The organism is Gallibacterium faecale, assembly GCF_027920745.1.
Taxonomy (GTDB): domain Bacteria; phylum Pseudomonadota; class Gammaproteobacteria; order Enterobacterales; family Pasteurellaceae; genus Gallibacterium; species Gallibacterium faecale.
This window is the reverse complement of sequence record NZ_JAQIBB010000023.1, coordinates 1-19,728: the sequence shown is the minus strand read 5'-3', so window position 1 is coordinate 19,728 and position 19,728 is coordinate 1. Positions and strand designations below refer to the sequence as shown.

The following is a 19,728-nucleotide window of genomic DNA, read 5'->3' as shown; positions in this document are numbered from 1 at the left end:
TCCTCCTAATCACTAATTTTTAGGCAGATCATTACCCTATAAGCAATTTAACAATCTGCCTTTAATAAAATTATGCGTAAACGAGACCTTTTATTCCATTTACTACAATGCTGAATACATTTTCTCTATTAAAAACGCTTATTTTGTAATTAAGATAGAATCAACTGTTTCAAATTTTGGTTCTTGATTGACTGTAATTTTTTTACCTGATTTAACAGATTCAACTAATAATTCTAGTCCCCTCGCTCCAATTTTAGCTGGATCTTGAGCTACAGTTGCCGTTAACTTTCCTTCAGTAACCATTTTTCTAGCTTCTGGTACACCATCAGTACCAACAACAATAACCTTATCTAATTTACCAACATTAGCTACTGCTTGCGCTGCTCCCATTGCCATAGTATCGTTAGCCGCATAAAAAGCTTTAATGTTTGGATTACGTGAAAGAACATTTGTCGCTACATCTAATGCTTTAATGCGATCCCAGTCTGCTGGTTGACTAGCAACTAATTTAATTTGTGGATTTTTCTCAAAAACTTCTTTTGCTCCACGGCGTCTCGCTTCACCAGAGGCATTTCCAGCTTTACCTTCAATAATTGCAACCTCCCCGCCTTGTGAGCCTAACTGATCGACAATAAATTGTGCAGCTTTTGCACCAACAGCAACATTATCAGTAGTAATAAAAGCTTCTACATTACCTTTTGCTTTATGAAGATTATCTAAATCAATTTTTTCATCTAAATTGACTAAATAGATACCTTTCTGGTAGGCTTTTGCTGTAGGAATGACAAGGTTTGCTGGGGAAAGCGGTGCAAATGCAATCCCCTTATAATTTTTATTAATCAAATCTTCAAATAATTGAAGCTGTGATTGGTAATCACCTTCTGACGGCGAAGCAAAAACATCAACTTCCACATTCATTGTTTTTGCTTGTTCTTCAATACCTTGCTTCATTCCTACCCAAAATGGATTAGATAATGTCTTTAAAATCACCGCATAATCTGCTGCAAAGCTATTCATTGAGCAAAATAGACCAGCAGCAGCAAAATAAGTGAGAAATTTTTTCATTGGTTTATTCATAATTTAGTCCTCATTTTTGCCTAAAATATTCTGTCACTAGTGAAGTTTTCTCCAAATTTCTTTCTGAAAATTGAAGATCCTGTTTAGCAACAGAAACAAAGAAAGCATCCACTAGGATTAATTGTAAAATCCGAGCAGATGCATTTTTACCCAATAGAGGGGTATTCGGTGCAGGTGTGCAAATCACAAAATCAGCAAGGGCTGCAATGGGTGAAATATTACTATGAGTAATACAAATAATTTTTGCCCCATTTTGTTTTGCAATTTTTATAGCACGTAATAAATCACTTGTTTTTCCTGAATGTGACACAACTAATACAACATCATCTTTTGTCAACAAAGAGGCAGACATCATCATCAAATGAATATCTCTATAACTATTACAACGTACACCAATACGTAAAAATTTATGAAATATATCATCACAAATGGTATTAGAACCTCCAACTGCATAGAGATCGCGTTGCTTGGCTTCAAAAAAACATTTTGCAGCCTGTTCCATAATAAGAGGAGAAATAATAGATTTACCCTCAGAGATTGTTTGATATGACAGATTAAATACTTTATTAATTAAATCTTGAGTACTATCATTTTGGGATAATTCAAAGCTTCCTATCTCTTGAGATTGTAACTGTTCCACTAAAATAGTTCTTAATTCTCTAAATCCTTTAAAACCTAAAATTTTTGCTACTTTAACAATTAGTGCTTCAGAAACACTCAATCTATCTGCAATTTCTTTTAATGAGGTATGCTGTTCAAAATTACTAGGACTTAGCAGATAATCAATAACCTTTCTTTCTGTCACTGTCATCTGCTCTTGCATCATTCTTATTTGAGGAATAATCGAATTTTCAGTATTCATATAAACTTTATAAAAATTTTAATTTTGTAAAAATTAATCACTTTATACCATATAAAATGGTTTTAAAAAGAGATCAACTTCACAAAATTAAAATTTTAATAAAGTTTGTTCTGAAATAAGAAAAAAGATGATAAAAATTTAAAAATGAATGGGTATATAAGACAATAAAAATATTAATGAATATAGCTTATAGGCTTCATATAAATAAAGTACATTTGTCTTTGCCATGCATAAAACAAATGCACTTTTTTATCTATTATGTTGCTATTTACTACCTTGCAAATACAACATTTCTAATGCGATTGTTGCACCTGCTAATGCTGTAATATCAGACTGATCATACGCAGGAGATACTTCTACCACATCCATTCCTACAATATTCACATCCGCCAAACCACGTAAAATTTTTAATGCTTTATCGGTGGTTAAACCGCCACACACTGGTGTTCCTGTACCTGGTGCAAAGGCTGGATCTAAACAGTCGATATCAAAGGTTAAATAAACTGGTAATTCAGAACCTACTGTCTGTTTAATTCGGTTAACAACCTCTTCTACACTAAGATCATTAACTAATGGAGCATCTAACACAGTAAAGTCTAAATGACGATCATATTCTGTACGAATCCCAATTTGTATAGAATGTTTAGGATCAATCAGCCCTTCTTTAGGGGCATGATAAAACATCGTACCGTGATCATAACGACTGCCATTTTCATACGTATCTGTATGTGCATCAAAATGGATCATTGCCAATTTACCAAATTGTTTGGCATATGCACGTAATACAGGCAACGTAATAAAATGATCGCCACCTAACGTTAAGCAACGTTTTCCGGCTTGTAATAACGAACTGATGTGTGCTTCTAATTGTTCAACAAAATCTTGATTATCTCCGTAGGAATAAACTAAATCCCCACAATCAACAATCTTTAATTTTTCACGAACATCAAAATGCCACGGGAAACGGCAATGTTCCCACGCTAAATTAACTGATGCACGGCGTATTGCCTCCGCACCAAAGCGTGTCCCTGAACGCCCTGATACAGAGGCATCAAAAGGCACTCCAGTAATCACCCAGTCTGCATCACTTTGTTGTGGCATAAAATTTAATGGCAAACGCAAAAAGCCAAAATTATTAGAAACTAATGAAATATCTTCTTTATGACCAAGTGTATTAAACATACGCTTTACTCTTCTTCCAAATAAGTATAACCGTTTAACCCATCTTCCAACTCTTTTAAGAATTGTAAGGCTTCCGAAGCTGGTAATGTTGAATGTTCTATCTGTTCACGATAACGCGCGATTAATTGTTTAGGATCTAAATACACATAATGCAACATATCCGCCACTGTATTACCTGCATCATGCGCTAATACTTTTACTTCACCTTGATCATCTAACACAATATCAATTGTTGTGGTATCACCAAATAAATTATGCATATTACCTAAAATTTCTTGATATGCACCCACCATAAAGAAGCCGACTAACGGTGGATTATCGACTGCATAATTTGGCATTGGCATCGTTGTTGTAATCCCGTCACCATCAATATAGTGATCAATGGTACCATCCGAATCACAAGTAATATCTAACAATACTGCTCGACGACTCACAGGTTCATTTAATTGAGTCAGTGGACATACTGGAAATAATTGATCGATTCCCCAAGCATCTGGTAGCGATTGAAATAAAGAAAAATTCACGTAAAGTTTATCCGCAAAGCGTTCTTGTAATTCGTCAATAATAGTACGGTGTGAACGATGGCGTTCACTAAATAACTCTCCTACTTCATGACAAATATTTAAATATAATTGCTCTGCCCAAGCACGTTGCTCTAAGTTAATTAAACCAACGTTATATTGGTTATGTACATCAGAAAGGTCGAATTGACTCTCATGAATCCAACTGCGTAAAGAACGTTTTTCCCGCGAAGATAAAATATCTGTCCAGGTTTCCCACATACTGTGTAATACACGCGGATCACTCTCTTTTGGCGGAGCCAATTCTGTTGGTAAATAGCGTTCAACCCCAATCACATTAGATACTAATACTGCATGATGTGCGGTCACTGCACGTCCTGATTCCGTAATAATCGTTGGGTGTGGTAAATTATGTTCTCGACAAGCTTGCCCAATTCCCCAAACTACGGTTTCAGCATATTCACGTAACCCATAATTCACTGAACAATCAGATTCAGTACGATTACCGTCGTAATCAACACCTAAACCGCCACCCACATCAAAGCACTGAATATTTACCCCTAAACGATGTAATTCAACATAAAAACGTGCACTTTCACGTACACCCGTTGCTACATCACGAATATTGCCTAGTTGAGAACCTAAGTGGAAATGCAATAACTGTAAACAATCCAAACTTGATTGTTCTTTCAATAAATTCACTAACTCTAATACTTGAGAAGCAGATAAACCGAATTTTGATTTTTCACCACCAGAGGATTGCCATTTTCCAGAACCTTGTGAAGCTAATCTTGCTCTTACGCCTAAACGAGGACGCACATTAAGTTTCTTTGACTCTTCCAATACTAAGAAAATCTCAGAAATTTTCTCAATCACCAAATAAACTTTATGCCCTAATTTTTCTCCCATTAGCGCAAAACGGATATATTCACGATCTTTATAACCATTACAGACAATCACTGTTTTAGTTTGACCCGCATGAGCCAGCACAGCCATTAATTCAGCTTTAGATCCCGCCTCTAATCCTAGTGGTTGCCCTGAAGTAATCAATGATTCAATAATCCGACGATACTGATTTACTTTAATTGGATAAACCAAAAAGTAATTCCCTTCATAGCCAAACTCCTCTCTTGCTTGAGCAAAAGCAGCATTAATAGAACGAAGTCTGTGCTGAATAATTTGTGGGAAACAGAATAATGTTGGTAGGCGAGCACCTTGCTGCTGCATATTTTCAGCTAATTTAGCTAAAGACACTCTGCTATTTGGCTTTTCTGGATTAGGGCAAACATAAATTTCACCATTCTCATCCACATTGTAGTAATTCATTCCCCAATAATTAATATTGCAGGCTTCACGAATAGTATCAGCATTACTAGAAACAGCTTGGAGTTCAGGATTGAGGACAGTTTTTTCCACTGATTTAAGGCTCCTTATTTTGAACAATGTATGCAAAATGAACAGCTATAACATAGCCATTAGACTAAAAAATAGAAATGCAAGAATAAAGCAAAAGTATCTTCAATGCTAGGGATCAGTGACTAAATTATTTTTTGGAGAGAAATAAGTGAAGTAAAAGAATTTAGGATGGTGGAGATAATCGGGATCGAACCGACGACCTTTTGAATGCCATTCAAACGCTCTCCCAACTGAGCTATATCCCCACATATATTGAACGTTGCTAATATTAATTGTCACCTTTCTGGATGTCAATGTAATTTAGCCAAAAAGGAATTTCGACTTCCCTTTTGGCTAAAAAGAAACCATATTATACGGCTTCTGCTTTATTCTTAATAAAGTCTATTGCTTGTTGAATACGGGCTAAACAACGTGTTTTACCAATTAACTCCATCGTAATATCAAGTGATGGCGATTGTCCTGCACCTGTAACAGCAACACGTAAAGGCATACCGACTTTACCCATACCAATTTCTAATTTCGCCGCAGTTTGCTCAATGATTTGGTGTAATTGATGAGCCTCCCATGTTTCTAGTAAATCTAACTGTTCTAATACTTCAGATAATGGTGCTAAAGCAGCAGATTTTAGATGTTTTTTCGCGGCAGCTTCATCAAATTCAGTAAAATCTTCATAGAAATAACGACTAGAAGCAACCATTTCTTTTAAGGTCTTACAGCGCTCACCTAACGCCTTCACAATCTCTGTCAATGCTGGACCATGAGTAGTATCAATATTTTGATCCTGCATATGCCATTCAAGATACTTCGCTACTTTTTCTGCTGGCAACTCACGAATATAGTGATGATTTAACCATAACAATTTTTCTGTATTAAACGCACTTGCAGAACGGCTCACTCCATGAATATCAAAATACTCAATCATCTCTTCAATTGAAAAGACTTCTTGATCGCCATGCCCCCAACCTAAACGCACCAAATAATTCAATAGTGCTTCTGGTAAATAACCTTCATCACGATACTGCATTACACTCACTGCACCATGACGTTTTGATAATTTTTGTCCATCATCCCCAAGAATCATTGATACATGTGCATATTGTGGAATAGGTGCATTTAATGCTTTTAAGATATTAATTTGACGAGGTGTATTATTAATATGATCCTCACCACGAATAACATGGGTAATTCCCATATCCCAGTCATCCACAACGACACAGAAATTATAGGTTGGAGAACCATCAGTACGGCGAATAATTAAGTCATCCAATTCGCTATTACTGATTTCGATTTTACCACGTACTGCATCATCAAAAATAACTGAACCCTCAGTAGGATTTTTAAAGCGCACCACATGCGGCTCACTTGGATCATGGCTATCGTCATGTAAACAATGACGGTCATAACGCGGTTTTTCTTTATTTTTTTCTTGTTCTTCTCTTAACGCTTCTAAACGCTCTTTACTACAATAACAACGATATGCCAATCCTTGTTCTAACATTTGATCAATCACTTGATTGTAACGATCAAAACGTTTGGTTTGGTAATAAGGACCATGTTCCCAAGAAAGTCCTAACCATGCCATACTATCTAAAATAGCATCTGTTGCTTGTTGCGTTGAACGCTCTAAATCAGTATCTTCAATGCGTAATACAAACTCACCTTGATTATGTTTTGCATATAACCAAGAATAAAGTGCTGTTCTTGCACCACCTACATGCAAATAACCTGTTGGACTCGGGGCAAAACGAGTACGCACTTTCACATTAGGATCTAAATTAAATAAACTTTTGATTTCCATCGTCTTTGCCTATTAATCATAATTCAATGTCAAAAAACCGCGTTATTTTACTACGACTTGGCGTGATTCTTAACAAAAAGTTCTATTTTATGCTTACTTTTACAACAATTAACACTAAAGCTATAAAAAGCGATTGACTGCTTATAAATTATAATTATAATGCCTCGAACACAAAATATGGGCGATTAGCTCAGTTGGGAGAGCACCTCCCTTACAAGGAGGGGGTCACTGGTTCGAGACCGGTATCGCCCACCATATTTTGTTTTTTTGTCATAAGGGCGATTAGCTCAGTTGGGAGAGCACCTCCCTTACAAGGAGGGGGTCACTGGTTCGAGACCGGTATCGCCCACCACTTATGACATCACCCAAGATTAACAGCGTGGGCGATTAGCTCAGTTGGGAGAGCACCTCCCTTACAAGGAGGGGGTCACTGGTTCGAGACCGGTATCGCCCACCACGCTTGTTAATAGCAACGAATATTTTCTATTCGGGCGATTAGCTCAGTTGGGAGAGCACCTCCCTTACAAGGAGGGGGTCACTGGTTCGAGACCGGTATCGCCCACCATCTTCTCTATCTCTTTATTCATTTATTTACGTTTTCTAAACAACACACAAATTTATTGTTTATAATAACTTCGTTTTTTTCATTACATAGTTATAAATAATAATATGCAATCCTCTCTTTATATCGGCATTATGTCAGGTACCAGCCTAGATGGTATTGATCTTGCATTACTGGATTTTACAAATAAACAACCACACATGGTTGCTACGCAATTTTCCCCTATGCCAGACTCATTACGGCATACCTTAAATAAACTAATGCAAGGTCAGACAAATTTGCAGCAATTAGGTGAAATCGAACAACAACTTTCCTACTGTTACATTGAACAGATTCAGCACTTATTACAAACTACAAAACTTAAACCACAACAAATTTGTGCGATTGGCTGTCACGGACAAACTGTTTGGCATTCTCCACAAGGAAAATATCCTTTTACTATGCAGCTCGTTGACGGTAACTTAATTGCCGCCAAAACAGGCATTACGACTATCACAGATTTCCGCCGTAAAGATATGGCTTATGGTGGGCAAGGTGCTCCACTCGTTCCTGCTTTTCATCAAGCAATTTTTTCACAGCCTAACGCATTTACTGTGGTACTGAATATCGGAGGAATCAGTAATATTACACTCTTACCACCTAATGGTACTGTCGCTGGATTTGATACAGGTCCAGGTAATACGCTACTTGATAATTGGATCCAACAACACCAAGGGCAACGCTTTGACAAAAATGGAGAATGGGCTGCACAGGGCAGAATAAATGATACACTTCTAAAAGCCTGTCTTAATGAAAATTACTTTCAACTATTACCGCCCAAAAGTACCGGCAGAGAGTTATTCAATCTAACTTGGTTACAACAGAAACTGGCTTCATTACCACCTATCTCGCCTGTTGATATTCAAGCTACATTAGTTGAATTAACAGCACAATCGATCGCACAACAATTACCCCAAATAACCGAATCACAACCTTATCAATTACTGGTCTGTGGCGGTGGTGCTAAAAATCAATTATTAATGCAACGCTTACAATACCTATTACCACAATGGCAAATTCTCACCACTAATGCCAAAGGCATTGATATTGATTTTGTTGAAGCTACTGCTTTTGCTTGGCTAGCCTATCAAACTATGCATCATCAACCAGGAAATCTACCTGCGGTTACTGGTGCATCACAGCCTGCTATTCTAGGAGCAATTCATTTAGCCGATACTTTCTTTTCTTAGGGAAATAATATGTCTTCTCTTACTCATACACTTGATCAATTAACCTCTGAACAACGTAATCCCAACTCTTGGCATCTCGATCAGCTGTCTTCACTCGAATTAGTCACACTAATGAATAATGAAGATCAACAAGTCGCTTTAGCCGTACAATCACAGCTTCCTTACATTGCCTTGGCCGTTGATGCAATTGTGAAAGCATTTCGCCACGGTGGTCGTTTAATTTATCAAGGGGCTGGTACAAGCGGTCGTCTTGGTGTTTTAGATGCCTCGGAATGTCCACCTACGTTTGGTGTCAAGCCAACACAAGTTATCGGTATTATTGCTGGTGGTGATACTGCTATTCGCCAAGCAGTTGAAAATGCCGAAGATAATGAACGTGCCGGAGAAACTGATCTTCAACAGTTACAATGTTCAGAAAAAGATATTTTAGTGGGCTTAGCGGTTAGTGGCAGAACACCCTATGTGTTAGGTGGACTAAAATACGCAAAACAAATCGGAGCTACAACAATTGCCATAAGTTGTAATCCAAATTCTGCTATGGCAAAAATCGCTGATATCGCAATTACCCCCGTTGTAGGTGCAGAAATATTAACTGGTTCTTCACGCTTAAAGGCAGGTACTGCACAAAAAATGGTTCTCAATATGCTCTCCACAGCAAGTATGGTACAAATGGGTAAGTGTTATCAAAACTTAATGGTTGATGTACAAGCAACAAATGAAAAGTTACGCCATCGTGCCGTGAAGATTGTGATGCAAGCAACAGATTGTGATCAACAAACGGCAGCTCATTACCTAAAACTAGCCGATAATCAAGCCAAACTGGCTATTATGATGATTTTAGGTCAACTCTCTCGTTCAGACGCAGAACAATTATTACAAGGGACACAAGGTCATTTAAAAGCTGCATTACAACAAATAAAAATGGCGGAGTAATCCGCCATTTACATCAATTCATTCATTTAAGGTTTATAGATGATCTCTACCCCTTCCTCATCTTCTTCTGACCAATCATCATCCCAATCATCGTCATCCTCAATATCTGCATCTGCCAATTGTTGTTGATGATAGTCTTCCCATTTAAACTTAACTTCTTCATTCTCAGGAACAACAGCTTTTTCACGAGGATTTGCTTCAATAAAGTCCATTACATCGCGTACTAAATCAGGTACATTACGTCCTGTCGCCGCAGAAATTAAATAATAATCCTCTTCCCAACCAATACGTTCAACAATATCAGCTGCTCGTTGTTGTGCTTCTGCATCATCCATCGTATCAATCTTATTAAATACTAACCAACGAGGTTTATCTGCTAATTTTTCACTGTATTGGAATAATTCTGTTTCAATAATTGCAATATTATCTGCAGGATCACTTTCATCAATTGGCAATAAATCAACCAAATGAATTAATACGCGACAACGCTCTAAGTGCTTTAAGAAACGTGTTCCTAAGCCTGCCCCTTCAGAAGCACCTTCAATTAATCCAGGAATATCAGCAATCACAAAACTACGATTGGCATCAATTTTCACCACACCAAGGCTTGGTACCAATGTTGTAAATGGATAATCTGCTACTTTTGGCTTCGCTGCGGATACAGCACGAATAAACGTTGATTTACCTGCATTTGGCAACCCTAACATGCCTACATCCGCTAATAGCATCAGTTCTAATTGTAAATCGCGCTTTTCACCAGGTGTTCCATTAGTTTTTTGGCGTGGTGCTCGATTCACAGAAGATTTAAAACGTGTATTTCCCAAACCATGATAACCACCTTTTGCCACGAGTAGTTTCATATTATGTTCAGTTAAATCGCCCAACACTTCACGAGTATCGTTATCTACTGCTCGTGTTCCGACTGGTACACGTAATGTAATATCATTACCACGATGTCCTGTACAATTTGAACTACGGCCATTTTCACCACGTCCAGCCGCAAAACGCTTTTCAAAACGGTAATCAACAAGTGTATTTAAGTTTTCATCAGCAATTAAATAGACATCACCACCATCACCGCCATCACCGCCATCAGGGCCACCTTTTGGAATATACTTTTCACGGCGGAAGCTGACACAACCATTACCACCATCACCAGCTTCCACTCTAATTAATGCTTCATCAATAAACTTCATACTTTATTTATCTCCTATGACGTCAAACCGACGTGTTTTAATTAATTTGTGCCCCGCCGCTGAACACAATGCGCCTAATACTACAATAAATGCCCCGACATATGCCAAAAAATTCAAGTTAGATGCAGCAACAACATCAGGGAACATACGATGAAATATCTCAACAAAGACAATTGTAAATAACGGCGTTAACGTGATAATTGAGCTGACTTTTGCAACTTCCCAGCGGTTTAATGCTTCTGCATATGCACCATATGCCACTAAAGTATTTAAACAACAATAGACCAAACATAATCCCGTAACCCAATTTAATCCCGATAGGCTTGTCGGGCGACTAAATGGCGTAAAAATTAGTGCTGCACCAATATAAAAGATGAATAAAATTTGTTGTGAATTAAAACGGCGTAATAGTAATTTTTGTGCAATCGCATATGATACCCAAATAATTGCCGCTGAAACACAAATTAGCACACCCTTGGTATAGGTCGTTAAACTGGTAAATAATTCTATTAAACGCTCATTAAAAAAAGTTAATAAACCAATAAATAGTAACACTGCCCCTAATTTTTGGTTCCACTTTAACTTCTCTTTAAAAATAATTACCCCTGCCAACATCATAAAGAAAGGCGATACCTGCCCCAAAACTTGAGAAACAGAAGGGTTAATATACTCCAGCGATGTATTAAACAAGATAAAATTAACAGCGAGCCCAATACATCCTACTAGGGTAATCCAACGAAAACGGCGATTAAATGCAATCTTAAATTTTGGCAATTTCCTTATTACCGTTAAGATAACTGCTAAACCTAACATCGCAATCAGAAAGCGTAGCCATACAATGGTATAACTATCTAAAACGGTTAATACTCGTTGTAAAGCAAGCGGCAGTGATCCCCAACAAATCGCTGTCGTTAATGCCAATAAAAAACCTGATAATGGTCGTTCGACTTGCCTCATTAGTTTTCCTTAATAACTTACGTTATAGTTCAGAATACTACCGATTACACTCTGACTCAATGAAGGAAATAGTATTAAGCTATTCCATAATAGATAAAAAACTGCACCCATCAGTAAATACCGTTGGGTGCAGTTAAATTTAAAAAATGTGTCTTATAAAAAAGCGATTATTTAATTTTTGCTTCTTTATAAATAACATGCTTACGAACAACTGGATCATATTTTTTGATTTCCATTTTTTCTGGCATGTTACGTTTATTTTTAGTTGTAGTGTAGAAATGACCTGTTTCTGCAGTAGAAACAAGTTTGATTTTCTCACGAGCACCTTTTGCTGCCATTTTTCAGCTCCTTAGATTTTTTCGCCGTTAGCACGAAGATCAGCTAAAACTGCATCGATGCCTTTTTTATCAATAATACGCATACCTTTCGCTGTTAAGCGTAAAGTTACGAAACGGTTTTCACTTTCAACCCAGAAACGGTGAGTGTGAAGGTTTGGTAAAAAACGACGACGAGTTGCATTCATCGCATGTGAACGATTGTTACCAACTGCCGGGCGTTTGCCTGTTACTTGACAGACTCTGGACATTTGTAATTCTCCAATAATTAACTAAAGCTTAAGCTCTACGGTTCGGATTACCAACATTCTAATTGGTTTAGATTTGTTAGCTACCTCGTCAGGTATGAAACCCGACCCGCTACTAACTATATTAAAGGTCGTGGATTATACTCACTTTATCTTGATTTCTCAAGCCTGATCATAAAAATAGATCGCTAAAAAGATGAATATTTTACCTAAATTTCTTCTATTCAGAGATAACTCGCTGTTTTTCTTTATTTTGTAACACTAAACGTAAAATAGTGATTGAATTCATCACTATCACAGTAGATTCGAGCAGAATTCCACCCAAAGATCCCACGATAATGTTATTTGTCAACCAACACCCCGATCCAACCAACATTAATAATCGCATCGGAATTCCTTTCAATAGAAATAGTGAAATTGTTCCTATTGTAGTACCTAAAATTGGAAAAAATTGCCAAATTGAATCTGAAACAACATAACCAAATGTAATCCCAATAATCACAAAAAACAGGGCTACATATTTAGAAGAAACATAGATCGCTGTTGCCGTACGGCACGCTGATAACAGAGAACTCAGTGCCGACACCTGCGAGCCAAGTAAGAGAAAGTGCGGTAGATTAAACAGCTGCTCCAACATATAGCATTAATCTCCCTGAATCCCTCTTATTTAACTAATCCCATTAACTCTGGAATAGACATTGAAATAGCAGGAATATAAGTCACTAACATTAAAGTCACGAAAATCGCGAAAAAGAAAGGTAATAATGTTTTGATTACCTGCTCAATTTCAACATTTCCTACCTTACAACCAGTAAATAGAATTGGTCCAACTGGTGGGGTAATTGTACCTAATGAAAGATTAAATACGAGTAAAATTCCGAATTGTACAGGACTCATTCCTAAAGAGGTACAAATTGGTAAGAAAATCGGTGTAAAGATCAACACGGCAGGTGTTGGATCCATAAACGTTCCCACCAACAACAGAATCACATTAATAATTAATAAAATTAAGATTGGATTATCGGTAACAGACAATAATCCAGATGCGATCATATTAGGAATTTGTGTAAATGCCATTACCCACGACATTACTGATGAAGTCGCCAACATAAAAATCACTATGGCAGACATTTTTGCAGTTTGTAAGAAAATTTGCGGTAACATTTTAAGAGAGAATGTACGATAACATAAACTCAAAAATAAAGAGTAAACCACCGCTATTGCAGAAGCTTCTGTTGCAGTGAAAACTCCTGCCAAGATTCCTCCAATAACAATAATAACTAATGAAAGACTTGGAATGGCTGCTAACGCTACTTTCACACTTTCAGCACAGGTGATTTTTTCTTTTGCCACATATCCACGTTTCTTTGCCATGAATCCAGCTATAATCATCACCGCAACGCCCCATAGAATACCTGGTAAATAACCTGCCATAAATAATGCAGACACAGATACACTTCCAGCAACCGTTGCATATACAATCACCGTATTACTTGGCGGAATCAACATACCCGTTGGTGCAGATGCAATATTTACCGCTGCACTATAGCGTGGATCATATCCCTCTTTTTTCTCAATTGGCGTCATGATTCCGCCCACCGCTGCCGCAGAAGCAACACCAGATCCACTAATAGAACCGAATAACATATTAGAAATTATTGTGGTTTGTGCTAATGAACCTGGTAAGAAATGACTAAAAATCTTAGCAAAATTAATTAAACGGATAGCAATTCCACCACTATTCATTATATTTCCAGCTAAAATAAAAAATGGTATTGCTAATAAGGCAAAAGAATCTAAGCCAACAAAAATACGTTGTGCAGAAGTGACCATTCCTCCTTGAAACGGCAATATTGCTAACATTGCAGCAACAGAGGAAATTCCAACACTAATACTAATAGGCGCACCTATTACTAAGAAAAAGACTGTGCCGACAAGCATGATTAAGGCGGCAGTTGTTGCTAAATCCATAATATATTCCTTCTAGATCTATCTACGCTTTTGGACGTTGATAAAATTTCACTAAATTACAGATTGAATAAAAAACGATGATTCCACCACTAATTGGAATCGCTGAATAAATAAAACCGATTGGAATTTGTAACGCCGAATCAAGTTGAAACATTTGTCTAACTGTGGCGCTATAACCACCAATAATCATTACTCCAATTGCAAATGCAGCAATCGCAAGTTCTGAAATAGAATCAGCAACAATTTGTAATTTTGGTGGAAGCTTATTTTTTAAGAAACCAATTTCCATATGCTCTCTTAATCCAAAAACATAAGCACCCGCAAATAGAATTAACCAAACAAATAAATAACGAGATAAAATTTCACTAACTGCACTTGGACTATTAAATACATAACGGACAACAAATTGATAAGTAATCAGAATTGTCATTAAACCAACAATGAAAATACAGATTCCTTCAATGACCTTATCCAGTATCTTTTTAATTGCAAATAATGCTTTAAACACCACACACCTCCACGCATCGCCTCAAATAAATAAGGATAGGCATATTTCACCTATCCTCTTTTTTGCTTATTTCAATGCGATAATCTTTTCGTATAACGCTTTTTGGGTTGGCGTCTTAATTAATTCTTCTTGTAATGGTTTGCAGCTTTCTTGGAATGGCGTAGTATCTACTTCCACAAAGGTTGCACCTTTTTCTTTAGCCAAAGCTTCCGCTTTTTTAATTTGAGCATTCCATAATTCAAATTCTTTTTTAGTACTTTCTTTCGCTAATTTTTTCAAAGTAGCTTGATCTTCTGGTGTCATTGAAGATAAGAATGATTCACTCACGACTAATAAGTCAGCAACGCGTAAATGCCCTGTACGAGAGAAATAAGGTGCGACTTCATATTGTTTTAAATCTGCATAGGTAATTTCGTTATTTTCTGCTCCATCTAATACACCTTGTTGAATTGCAGTGTAAACTTCACCTTGGTTCATCGGAACACCCGTACCACCCATACAAGCAAGCATCTTAATCATCGTATCTGATTGTAATACACGGATTTTCTTACCTTTTAAATCTTCTTTTGTTTTAATTGGTGCGCCTTTGGTATAAAGACTTCTTGCACCTGCGGTATATGCGGTTAATACCTCAAAGCCGAATTTTTTGGTTGAAGCAAATAACTCATCTAAGATACCAGAAGTAAAGACTTTTTCTTGGTGTGCTGTATTTGCATAAACATAAGGAATCCCCAATACCGCAAATGTTTTATCAAAATTTTCAACTAATGGATTTGCAACAACAGCCATTTGAATAGCACCATTTTGTACTAATTCTAATGAAGCACGTTGGTCACCTAATAATTCATTCGGAAATACACTCACTTTGTAACGACCATCGGTCGCTTTTGCAAGATCTTCACCAAACTGTTTTAATGCTTGATATTGCGGATGTTTATCTGACTGATTAAAAGCCACTTTTAATTCTGTTGCGGCGGTAACATAAGAAGAATAAAGTGCTGTAATGGCTGTTGCTAAAAGTGTAGCTTTTTTTGATAATTTGAAGATTTTCATATTGCTCTCCTGTATTGGATAGTGTGTATAAAAATAAAGAAATATTGCTAACGTAACTCTTGCATTGGAATAAAATCCATATCATCAAAAGTTTGGTTTTCGCCAGCCATACCCCAAACAAAGCTGTAATTCTTCGTACCGCAACCAGAATGAATTGACCAGCTTGGTGAAATAATTAATTGTTTATCTCGTACTACAATATGACGAGTTTCTGTTGGCTCATGTGGGGTACTGATTGATTTTGCATAAAAATAAAAACAAAAAAAGAATATGAATTGGTCGAAAAAAAATTTAAAGGAAACAATGACTTGCTGTGGAAATCTTTGATATTTTATGCAAAATATAAAGGAAATGAATTTGATCAGAAATGAGCGAAAAATGCGTTATTTTTTGCATAAAGTGATCCACGTTTAAAAACGTTTTAATCTGTTTTTAAAAATCGTGTGATCACTTTTAAATTTTAAAAATCTCTATATCCTCTAACAACTTGCCCAATAACAATTAAAGCGTTAGCTTCATCCCAAGTTAATGGGATTGGTGGATACATTGGGTTATCACTAATTAACTTAACACCACTTAGTTCAAATCTAATTTTTTTAACCCACATTGCTCCTTGATGATTAATGACATATATTTTCCCTTCTTTGAGTTTTTTCTGTGCAGTATGAATAATAATATCTTCTTCATCTTTGAGTGTAGGGTACATGCTATCCCCACTAACTTTGAACATAGCTAATTCACTGGCTTTAAACCCCCTACTTTTTACCCAGTTAGAATCAATACGAACATAGTCAGGGTTTCTCACTTCTTCGTTAAATCGCCCAAAGCCAGCCGAAACGAAAATATTCCTATAATCATTTATACATACGGAGCCATCATATTCGTCTTGTAATACATCTGGTGTTGTATTTACCTGAATATCGGTATTTTGTAACTCTACCCCATACAGTAAATAATTTATTGAAGTGTTTAGTATTTCTGCTAGACCAACTATCCCTGAAGCAGGAGGTTCTCTCTCCCCACTTTCCCATGCTTGCAAAGTTGATGTTGCAACATTTAATCTTTCAGATACTGCTGCCCTAGACAATTTAGCTATTTCTCGGCAATTCCTAATGCGTTCACCTAATCCATTAACCTTTTTACAGTTAAAATCCATAACCAGAAAATCTCTACATTTATTTTTTCACTTTTTACAGTTAAAAAATTTGTTTGAAAATCAATAAATTACCAAATTACAGGTTAATTTTATTATTTTTTAACTGTAAAAGAGTTGTTTTACAGCTTGCTTTACCTGAAAACAGGTATATGTTTACCGCATAGATTAAACGAAAGGAGTTATCTAATGCGGACATTAATTAACGATAAAAAAGCAGCTTTTGATTGGCATAGGGAAGACATCAAAGCTGCATTAGCTAAAAAAGGATGGTCTTTAAGACAACTATCTCTATATCACGGATATAGCAATGGCAGTACTTTAAAAAATGCTTTTGATCGACCTTGGTTAAAAGGAGAACGCATTATTGCGGAAGCTATTGGCGAACCACCAGAGAAAATCTGGCCAGAACGTTATGCTCACCGTAAAAGTAAAAAGTACGCGAATAGAGGTTAAGAAAAAACATGAATAACCTAAAAACGCATTACACCGCCACTGAATTAGCTAATTTAAGTTTAGCCTGTTTACCTAATACAAGGCAAGGAGTAAATCATCAAGCTAAAAAACAATTTTGGATTGGTCGTAAACGAGTTGGTAAAGGTGGTGGTTATGAATATGAATTAGCATCATTACCTCGAGACGTGCAAGATGAAATTAAACAAAAACTTGCTGTATCAGTAATGACAAAACCAAAAAGTGAAGTTGTTACTAAGCCTGTAAATATAGATGAGCTTACAGATAAACAACGTGCTATCGCTGATGCAAGAATGGCTATCGTTGCTTATGTAAAACAGTTGGAACAATTACATGTACGTTATAAAGCAATCCAATATTTTTGCGAACAGGCAAAACAAAATACGCTACCTGAACACGTACAAGAGTTAGTCAATATTGCTAATGCACGTAATAAAGATGGTAAAAGTAATAGAACGCTCTCTACTAGAACTCTCAATCAATGGGTACTTGATTACGAAAAATGTAAAACCCCAGCCGAAAGATTACAACGTCTTGCTCCTCTACAAAGACGAGAAAAAGAGCTCAATGAGTTGGTTTGGTTGCCACACTTTTTAGCGGTGTATCGCAACACGAACGGCGTCAATATTGCCGAAGCCTATACTCAATATATCTCACAAGCAGCGGAACATTATGCAGATCAGCCTTATATGCTTGAAATTTTGCCATCGCTCTCTGCTGTAAGACGTGGATTGAAAAAACTTAATCCGTATATGCGAGCGATTGGACGTAAAACGGGTGCGGAATTACGTGCATTAAATACCTATGTAAAACGCGACTGGTCAGTATTAAGAGCCAATGATGTCTGGGTTGGTGATGGTCATTCAATGAAGATGAAAGTTGCTCACCTTGAACACGGTCGCCCGTTTATCCCTGAATTAACCTTAGTGATGGATACCGCAAGTCGCTTTATTGTTGGTTGGTCGGTATCACTCGCGGAAAACTGTTTAGCTGTGGCTGACGCAATCCGCTACGGTGTCGAAAAACACGGTATCCCGGCAATTTACTACTCAGATAACGGTGGTGGTGAGAAAAACTGGATGTTAGATGCAGACATTACAGGGATTTTACCAAGACTAGGTATTAATCACCAAACCGGGATACCGGGTAATCCGCAGGCACGTGGGATTATTGAACGTGTAAACCAAACCTTAGCGTTACGCATTGCTCGCCAATTTGCCACTTATCACGGCACAGGAGCAGACCGCGAAACAGTGCGTAAAACCTCAACCGCTGTCATTAGTTTAGACAAGGCTTTAAGAGATGGACGAACCGAATTAACCGATAAACAGCAGTGGGCAAAAGGCAAATTGCCAACCTGGCAACAGTTTATCGATGCGGTGCAAATTGGGGTGGATTGGTACAACAACGAACATATCCACCGCGAAATCGGTATGACGCCCGCTCGTAAACGTCAACAGTTATTAAATGATGACGACATTATTAGAGTTACGCCGATTGAAGCTCGCGATATGTTTAGACCGCAAGTGTTGCGTGTTGCTCAACGTGGTTGGGTATCACTCTTTAACAACGATTACTTTAGTCAAAGATTGCTGGATGTTGACGGCGAAAAAGTGGTTGTTGCGTTTGATATCCACGACGCCAACAGTGTGATTATCCGCAAACAAGACGGCACTTATCTTTGTGAAGCTATCTGGAACGGTAATAAACGTGCCGCATTTGCTGAAACGTTTGTGGATAAAGCTCGCAAAGAACGTCATCAACGCCGAATGAAACTTAAACAAGAACAAGTCGATGAAATCAGAGCTGAAGCCAATCCAGTTATTACGATTGAACATCAACCAAGTACTGATTTATTGCACGGTTTAAACCAAGTCATAAAACAGAAAAACGAAGAACGGGTCGCAATACTGCCGTCAGAGCTTGAATATCAACGCAAAAAAGCAATGGGAGCATAAAGATGAAAGAACAATTATTGCATTACATGGAACAAACGAGGTCAACACAAACACAAGTCGCTAAAGCGTTGGGTAAAAGTGTGGCGGTAATTAATCAATATTTAAAGGGCACTTATGCGGGACGAACTGATGATGTTGACGAAGCGGTCAAACGCTTACTCGAACGTCAGAGCGTCAGTTTAACGCAACCTTTGTGATGACGTTTGCAGCTCGCCGTTGCCAAGATGTTGTGCATTTTGCTCATGTTGAGGGCGACATTAATGTTATCACCGGTGCAGCAGGTTTGGGTAAAACG

The 19,728-nt window shown here is 37.3% G+C and carries 20 protein-coding genes and 5 tRNA genes; 9 read left to right on the top strand and 16 right to left on the bottom strand.

Annotated elements, in window-relative coordinates:
• Positions 1 to 138: 138 nt before the first annotated feature.
• The 6 genes from alsB to gltX all read right to left on the bottom strand — a co-directional run bounded on the left by alsB (position 139) and on the right by gltX (position 6,856).
• A complete protein-coding gene (gene alsB, locus PF272_RS01780) occupies positions 139 to 1,077 on the bottom strand; it encodes a D-allose transporter substrate-binding protein (protein WP_271141409.1) in 939 nt (312 codons plus the stop codon).
• 10 nt (positions 1,078 to 1,087) lie between these two features.
• Entirely contained in the window at positions 1,088 to 1,939 is an 852-nt protein-coding gene (gene alsR, locus PF272_RS01775; RefSeq protein WP_271141408.1) for a transcriptional repressor AlsR, read from the bottom strand.
• A 264-nt stretch (positions 1,940 to 2,203) separates the two neighbouring features.
• Positions 2,204 to 3,121: an agmatinase gene (speB, locus tag PF272_RS01770; protein ID WP_271141407.1), complete on the bottom strand. Its 918-nt coding sequence runs from the start codon at positions 3,119 to 3,121 to the stop codon at positions 2,204 to 2,206.
• A 5-nt stretch (positions 3,122 to 3,126) separates the two neighbouring features.
• Positions 3,127 to 5,058, bottom strand: a complete 1,932-nt coding sequence (speA, locus tag PF272_RS01765) for a biosynthetic arginine decarboxylase (protein ID WP_156545357.1) — start codon at positions 5,056 to 5,058, stop codon at positions 3,127 to 3,129.
• 169 nt (positions 5,059 to 5,227) lie between these two features.
• Positions 5,228 to 5,303, bottom strand: a tRNA-Ala gene (locus PF272_RS01760).
• 104 nt (positions 5,304 to 5,407) lie between these two features.
• The gene (gene gltX / locus PF272_RS01755) at positions 5,408 to 6,856 is read right to left on the bottom strand and encodes a glutamate--tRNA ligase (protein ID WP_271141406.1); all 1,449 of its coding nucleotides are present in this window, start codon (positions 6,854 to 6,856) and stop codon (positions 5,408 to 5,410) included.
• Between the two features lie 179 nt (positions 6,857 to 7,035).
• Between gltX and PF272_RS01750 the strand changes: the two genes are divergently transcribed.
• The 6 genes from PF272_RS01750 to murQ all read left to right on the top strand — a co-directional run bounded on the left by PF272_RS01750 (position 7,036) and on the right by murQ (position 9,580).
• Positions 7,036 to 7,111, top strand: a tRNA-Val gene (locus PF272_RS01750).
• A gap of 21 nt (positions 7,112 to 7,132) precedes the next feature.
• Positions 7,133 to 7,208, top strand: a tRNA-Val gene (locus tag PF272_RS01745).
• A gap of 29 nt (positions 7,209 to 7,237) precedes the next feature.
• Positions 7,238 to 7,313 (top strand) — tRNA-Val (locus PF272_RS01740).
• Between the two features lie 32 nt (positions 7,314 to 7,345).
• Positions 7,346 to 7,421, top strand: a tRNA-Val gene (locus tag PF272_RS01735).
• Positions 7,422 to 7,525: 104 nt separating this feature from the next.
• Positions 7,526 to 8,647, top strand: a complete 1,122-nt coding sequence (locus tag PF272_RS01730; protein WP_271141405.1) for an anhydro-N-acetylmuramic acid kinase — start codon at positions 7,526 to 7,528, stop codon at positions 8,645 to 8,647.
• 9 nt (positions 8,648 to 8,656) lie between these two features.
• Positions 8,657 to 9,580, top strand: a complete 924-nt coding sequence (gene murQ, locus PF272_RS01725; protein ID WP_271141404.1) for an N-acetylmuramic acid 6-phosphate etherase — start codon at positions 8,657 to 8,659, stop codon at positions 9,578 to 9,580.
• Positions 9,581 to 9,606: 26 nt separating this feature from the next.
• Here the strand turns inward: murQ and cgtA are convergent, their stop codons facing one another.
• The 10 genes from cgtA to PF272_RS01675 all read right to left on the bottom strand — a co-directional run bounded on the left by cgtA (position 9,607) and on the right by PF272_RS01675 (position 17,004).
• The gene (gene cgtA, locus PF272_RS01720) at positions 9,607 to 10,776 is read right to left on the bottom strand and encodes an Obg family GTPase CgtA (RefSeq protein WP_271141403.1); all 1,170 of its coding nucleotides are present in this window, start codon (positions 10,774 to 10,776) and stop codon (positions 9,607 to 9,609) included.
• A gap of 3 nt (positions 10,777 to 10,779) precedes the next feature.
• Positions 10,780 to 11,733: a DMT family transporter gene (locus PF272_RS01715; protein WP_271141402.1), complete on the bottom strand. Its 954-nt coding sequence runs from the start codon at positions 11,731 to 11,733 to the stop codon at positions 10,780 to 10,782.
• Between the two features lie 167 nt (positions 11,734 to 11,900).
• The gene (gene rpmG, locus PF272_RS01710; RefSeq protein WP_065234024.1) at positions 11,901 to 12,071 is read right to left on the bottom strand and encodes a 50S ribosomal protein L33; all 171 of its coding nucleotides are present in this window, start codon (positions 12,069 to 12,071) and stop codon (positions 11,901 to 11,903) included.
• 11 nt (positions 12,072 to 12,082) lie between these two features.
• The gene (gene rpmB / locus PF272_RS01705) at positions 12,083 to 12,319 is read right to left on the bottom strand and encodes a 50S ribosomal protein L28 (protein ID WP_065234023.1); all 237 of its coding nucleotides are present in this window, start codon (positions 12,317 to 12,319) and stop codon (positions 12,083 to 12,085) included.
• A gap of 217 nt (positions 12,320 to 12,536) precedes the next feature.
• Positions 12,537 to 12,953, bottom strand: a complete 417-nt coding sequence (locus tag PF272_RS01700) for a YgjV family protein (protein ID WP_271141401.1) — start codon at positions 12,951 to 12,953, stop codon at positions 12,537 to 12,539.
• Positions 12,954 to 12,979: 26 nt separating this feature from the next.
• Positions 12,980 to 14,287 carry a TRAP transporter large permease gene (locus PF272_RS01695; RefSeq protein WP_271141400.1) on the bottom strand — a complete coding sequence of 436 codons (1,308 nt, stop codon included), beginning with the start codon at positions 14,285 to 14,287 and terminating at the stop codon, positions 12,980 to 12,982.
• A 22-nt stretch (positions 14,288 to 14,309) separates the two neighbouring features.
• The gene (locus PF272_RS01690; RefSeq protein WP_271141399.1) at positions 14,310 to 14,795 is read right to left on the bottom strand and encodes a TRAP transporter small permease; all 486 of its coding nucleotides are present in this window, start codon (positions 14,793 to 14,795) and stop codon (positions 14,310 to 14,312) included.
• 66 nt (positions 14,796 to 14,861) lie between these two features.
• Positions 14,862 to 15,848, bottom strand: a complete 987-nt coding sequence (locus PF272_RS01685) for a TRAP transporter substrate-binding protein (RefSeq protein ID WP_271141398.1) — start codon at positions 15,846 to 15,848, stop codon at positions 14,862 to 14,864.
• A gap of 47 nt (positions 15,849 to 15,895) precedes the next feature.
• Positions 15,896 to 16,084 (bottom strand): 5-deoxy-glucuronate isomerase, encoded by a 189-nt coding sequence (locus PF272_RS01680; RefSeq protein WP_413789411.1) that lies wholly within the window; start codon positions 16,082 to 16,084, stop codon positions 15,896 to 15,898.
• 224 nt (positions 16,085 to 16,308) lie between these two features.
• Complete coding sequence (locus PF272_RS01675; protein WP_271141397.1) at positions 16,309 to 17,004, bottom strand: XRE family transcriptional regulator; 696 nt, start codon at positions 17,002 to 17,004, stop codon at positions 16,309 to 16,311.
• Positions 17,005 to 17,190: 186 nt separating this feature from the next.
• Between PF272_RS01675 and PF272_RS01670 the strand changes: the two genes are divergently transcribed.
• The 3 genes from PF272_RS01670 to PF272_RS01660 are packed head-to-tail and all read left to right on the top strand — an operon-like array spanning position 17,191 to position 19,630.
• Positions 17,191 to 17,457, top strand: a complete 267-nt coding sequence (locus tag PF272_RS01670) for a helix-turn-helix domain-containing protein (RefSeq protein ID WP_271141396.1) — start codon at positions 17,191 to 17,193, stop codon at positions 17,455 to 17,457.
• A gap of 8 nt (positions 17,458 to 17,465) precedes the next feature.
• Positions 17,466 to 19,433: a Mu transposase C-terminal domain-containing protein gene (locus tag PF272_RS01665; RefSeq protein ID WP_271141395.1), complete on the top strand. Its 1,968-nt coding sequence runs from the start codon at positions 17,466 to 17,468 to the stop codon at positions 19,431 to 19,433.
• A gap of 2 nt (positions 19,434 to 19,435) precedes the next feature.
• Positions 19,436 to 19,630, top strand: a complete 195-nt coding sequence (locus PF272_RS01660) for a hypothetical protein (RefSeq protein ID WP_271141394.1) — start codon at positions 19,436 to 19,438, stop codon at positions 19,628 to 19,630.
• Positions 19,631 to 19,728: the final 98 nt, after the last annotated feature.

What these genes read in the sequence shown, in the direction of transcription:
- alsB (WP_271141409.1), bottom strand. Translation starts at nt 1,077, where the DNA reads ATGAATAAACCAATGAAAAAATTTCTCACTTATTTTGCTGCTGCTGGT.
- alsR (WP_271141408.1), bottom strand. Translation starts at nt 1,939, where the DNA reads ATGAATACTGAAAATTCGATTATTCCTCAAATAAGAATGATGCAAGAG.
- speB (WP_271141407.1), bottom strand. Translation starts at nt 3,121, where the DNA reads ATGTTTAATACACTTGGTCATAAAGAAGATATTTCATTAGTTTCTAAT.
- gltX (WP_271141406.1), bottom strand. Translation starts at nt 6,856, where the DNA reads ATGGAAATCAAAAGTTTATTTAATTTAGATCCTAATGTGAAAGTGCGT.
- PF272_RS01730 (WP_271141405.1), top strand. Translation starts at nt 7,526, where the DNA reads ATGCAATCCTCTCTTTATATCGGCATTATGTCAGGTACCAGCCTAGAT.
- murQ (WP_271141404.1), top strand. Translation starts at nt 8,657, where the DNA reads ATGTCTTCTCTTACTCATACACTTGATCAATTAACCTCTGAACAACGT.
- cgtA (WP_271141403.1), bottom strand. Translation starts at nt 10,776, where the DNA reads ATGAAGTTTATTGATGAAGCATTAATTAGAGTGGAAGCTGGTGATGGT.
- PF272_RS01715 (WP_271141402.1), bottom strand. Translation starts at nt 11,733, where the DNA reads ATGAGGCAAGTCGAACGACCATTATCAGGTTTTTTATTGGCATTAACG.
- rpmG (WP_065234024.1), bottom strand. Translation starts at nt 12,071, where the DNA reads ATGGCAGCAAAAGGTGCTCGTGAGAAAATCAAACTTGTTTCTACTGCA.
- rpmB (WP_065234023.1), bottom strand. Translation starts at nt 12,319, where the DNA reads ATGTCCAGAGTCTGTCAAGTAACAGGCAAACGCCCGGCAGTTGGTAAC.
- PF272_RS01700 (WP_271141401.1), bottom strand. Translation starts at nt 12,953, where the DNA reads ATGTTGGAGCAGCTGTTTAATCTACCGCACTTTCTCTTACTTGGCTCG.
- PF272_RS01695 (WP_271141400.1), bottom strand. Translation starts at nt 14,287, where the DNA reads ATGGATTTAGCAACAACTGCCGCCTTAATCATGCTTGTCGGCACAGTC.
- PF272_RS01685 (WP_271141398.1), bottom strand. Translation starts at nt 15,848, where the DNA reads ATGAAAATCTTCAAATTATCAAAAAAAGCTACACTTTTAGCAACAGCC.
- PF272_RS01675 (WP_271141397.1), bottom strand. Translation starts at nt 17,004, where the DNA reads ATGGATTTTAACTGTAAAAAGGTTAATGGATTAGGTGAACGCATTAGG.
- PF272_RS01670 (WP_271141396.1), top strand. Translation starts at nt 17,191, where the DNA reads ATGCGGACATTAATTAACGATAAAAAAGCAGCTTTTGATTGGCATAGG.
- PF272_RS01665 (WP_271141395.1), top strand. Translation starts at nt 17,466, where the DNA reads ATGAATAACCTAAAAACGCATTACACCGCCACTGAATTAGCTAATTTA.
- PF272_RS01660 (WP_271141394.1), top strand. Translation starts at nt 19,436, where the DNA reads ATGAAAGAACAATTATTGCATTACATGGAACAAACGAGGTCAACACAA.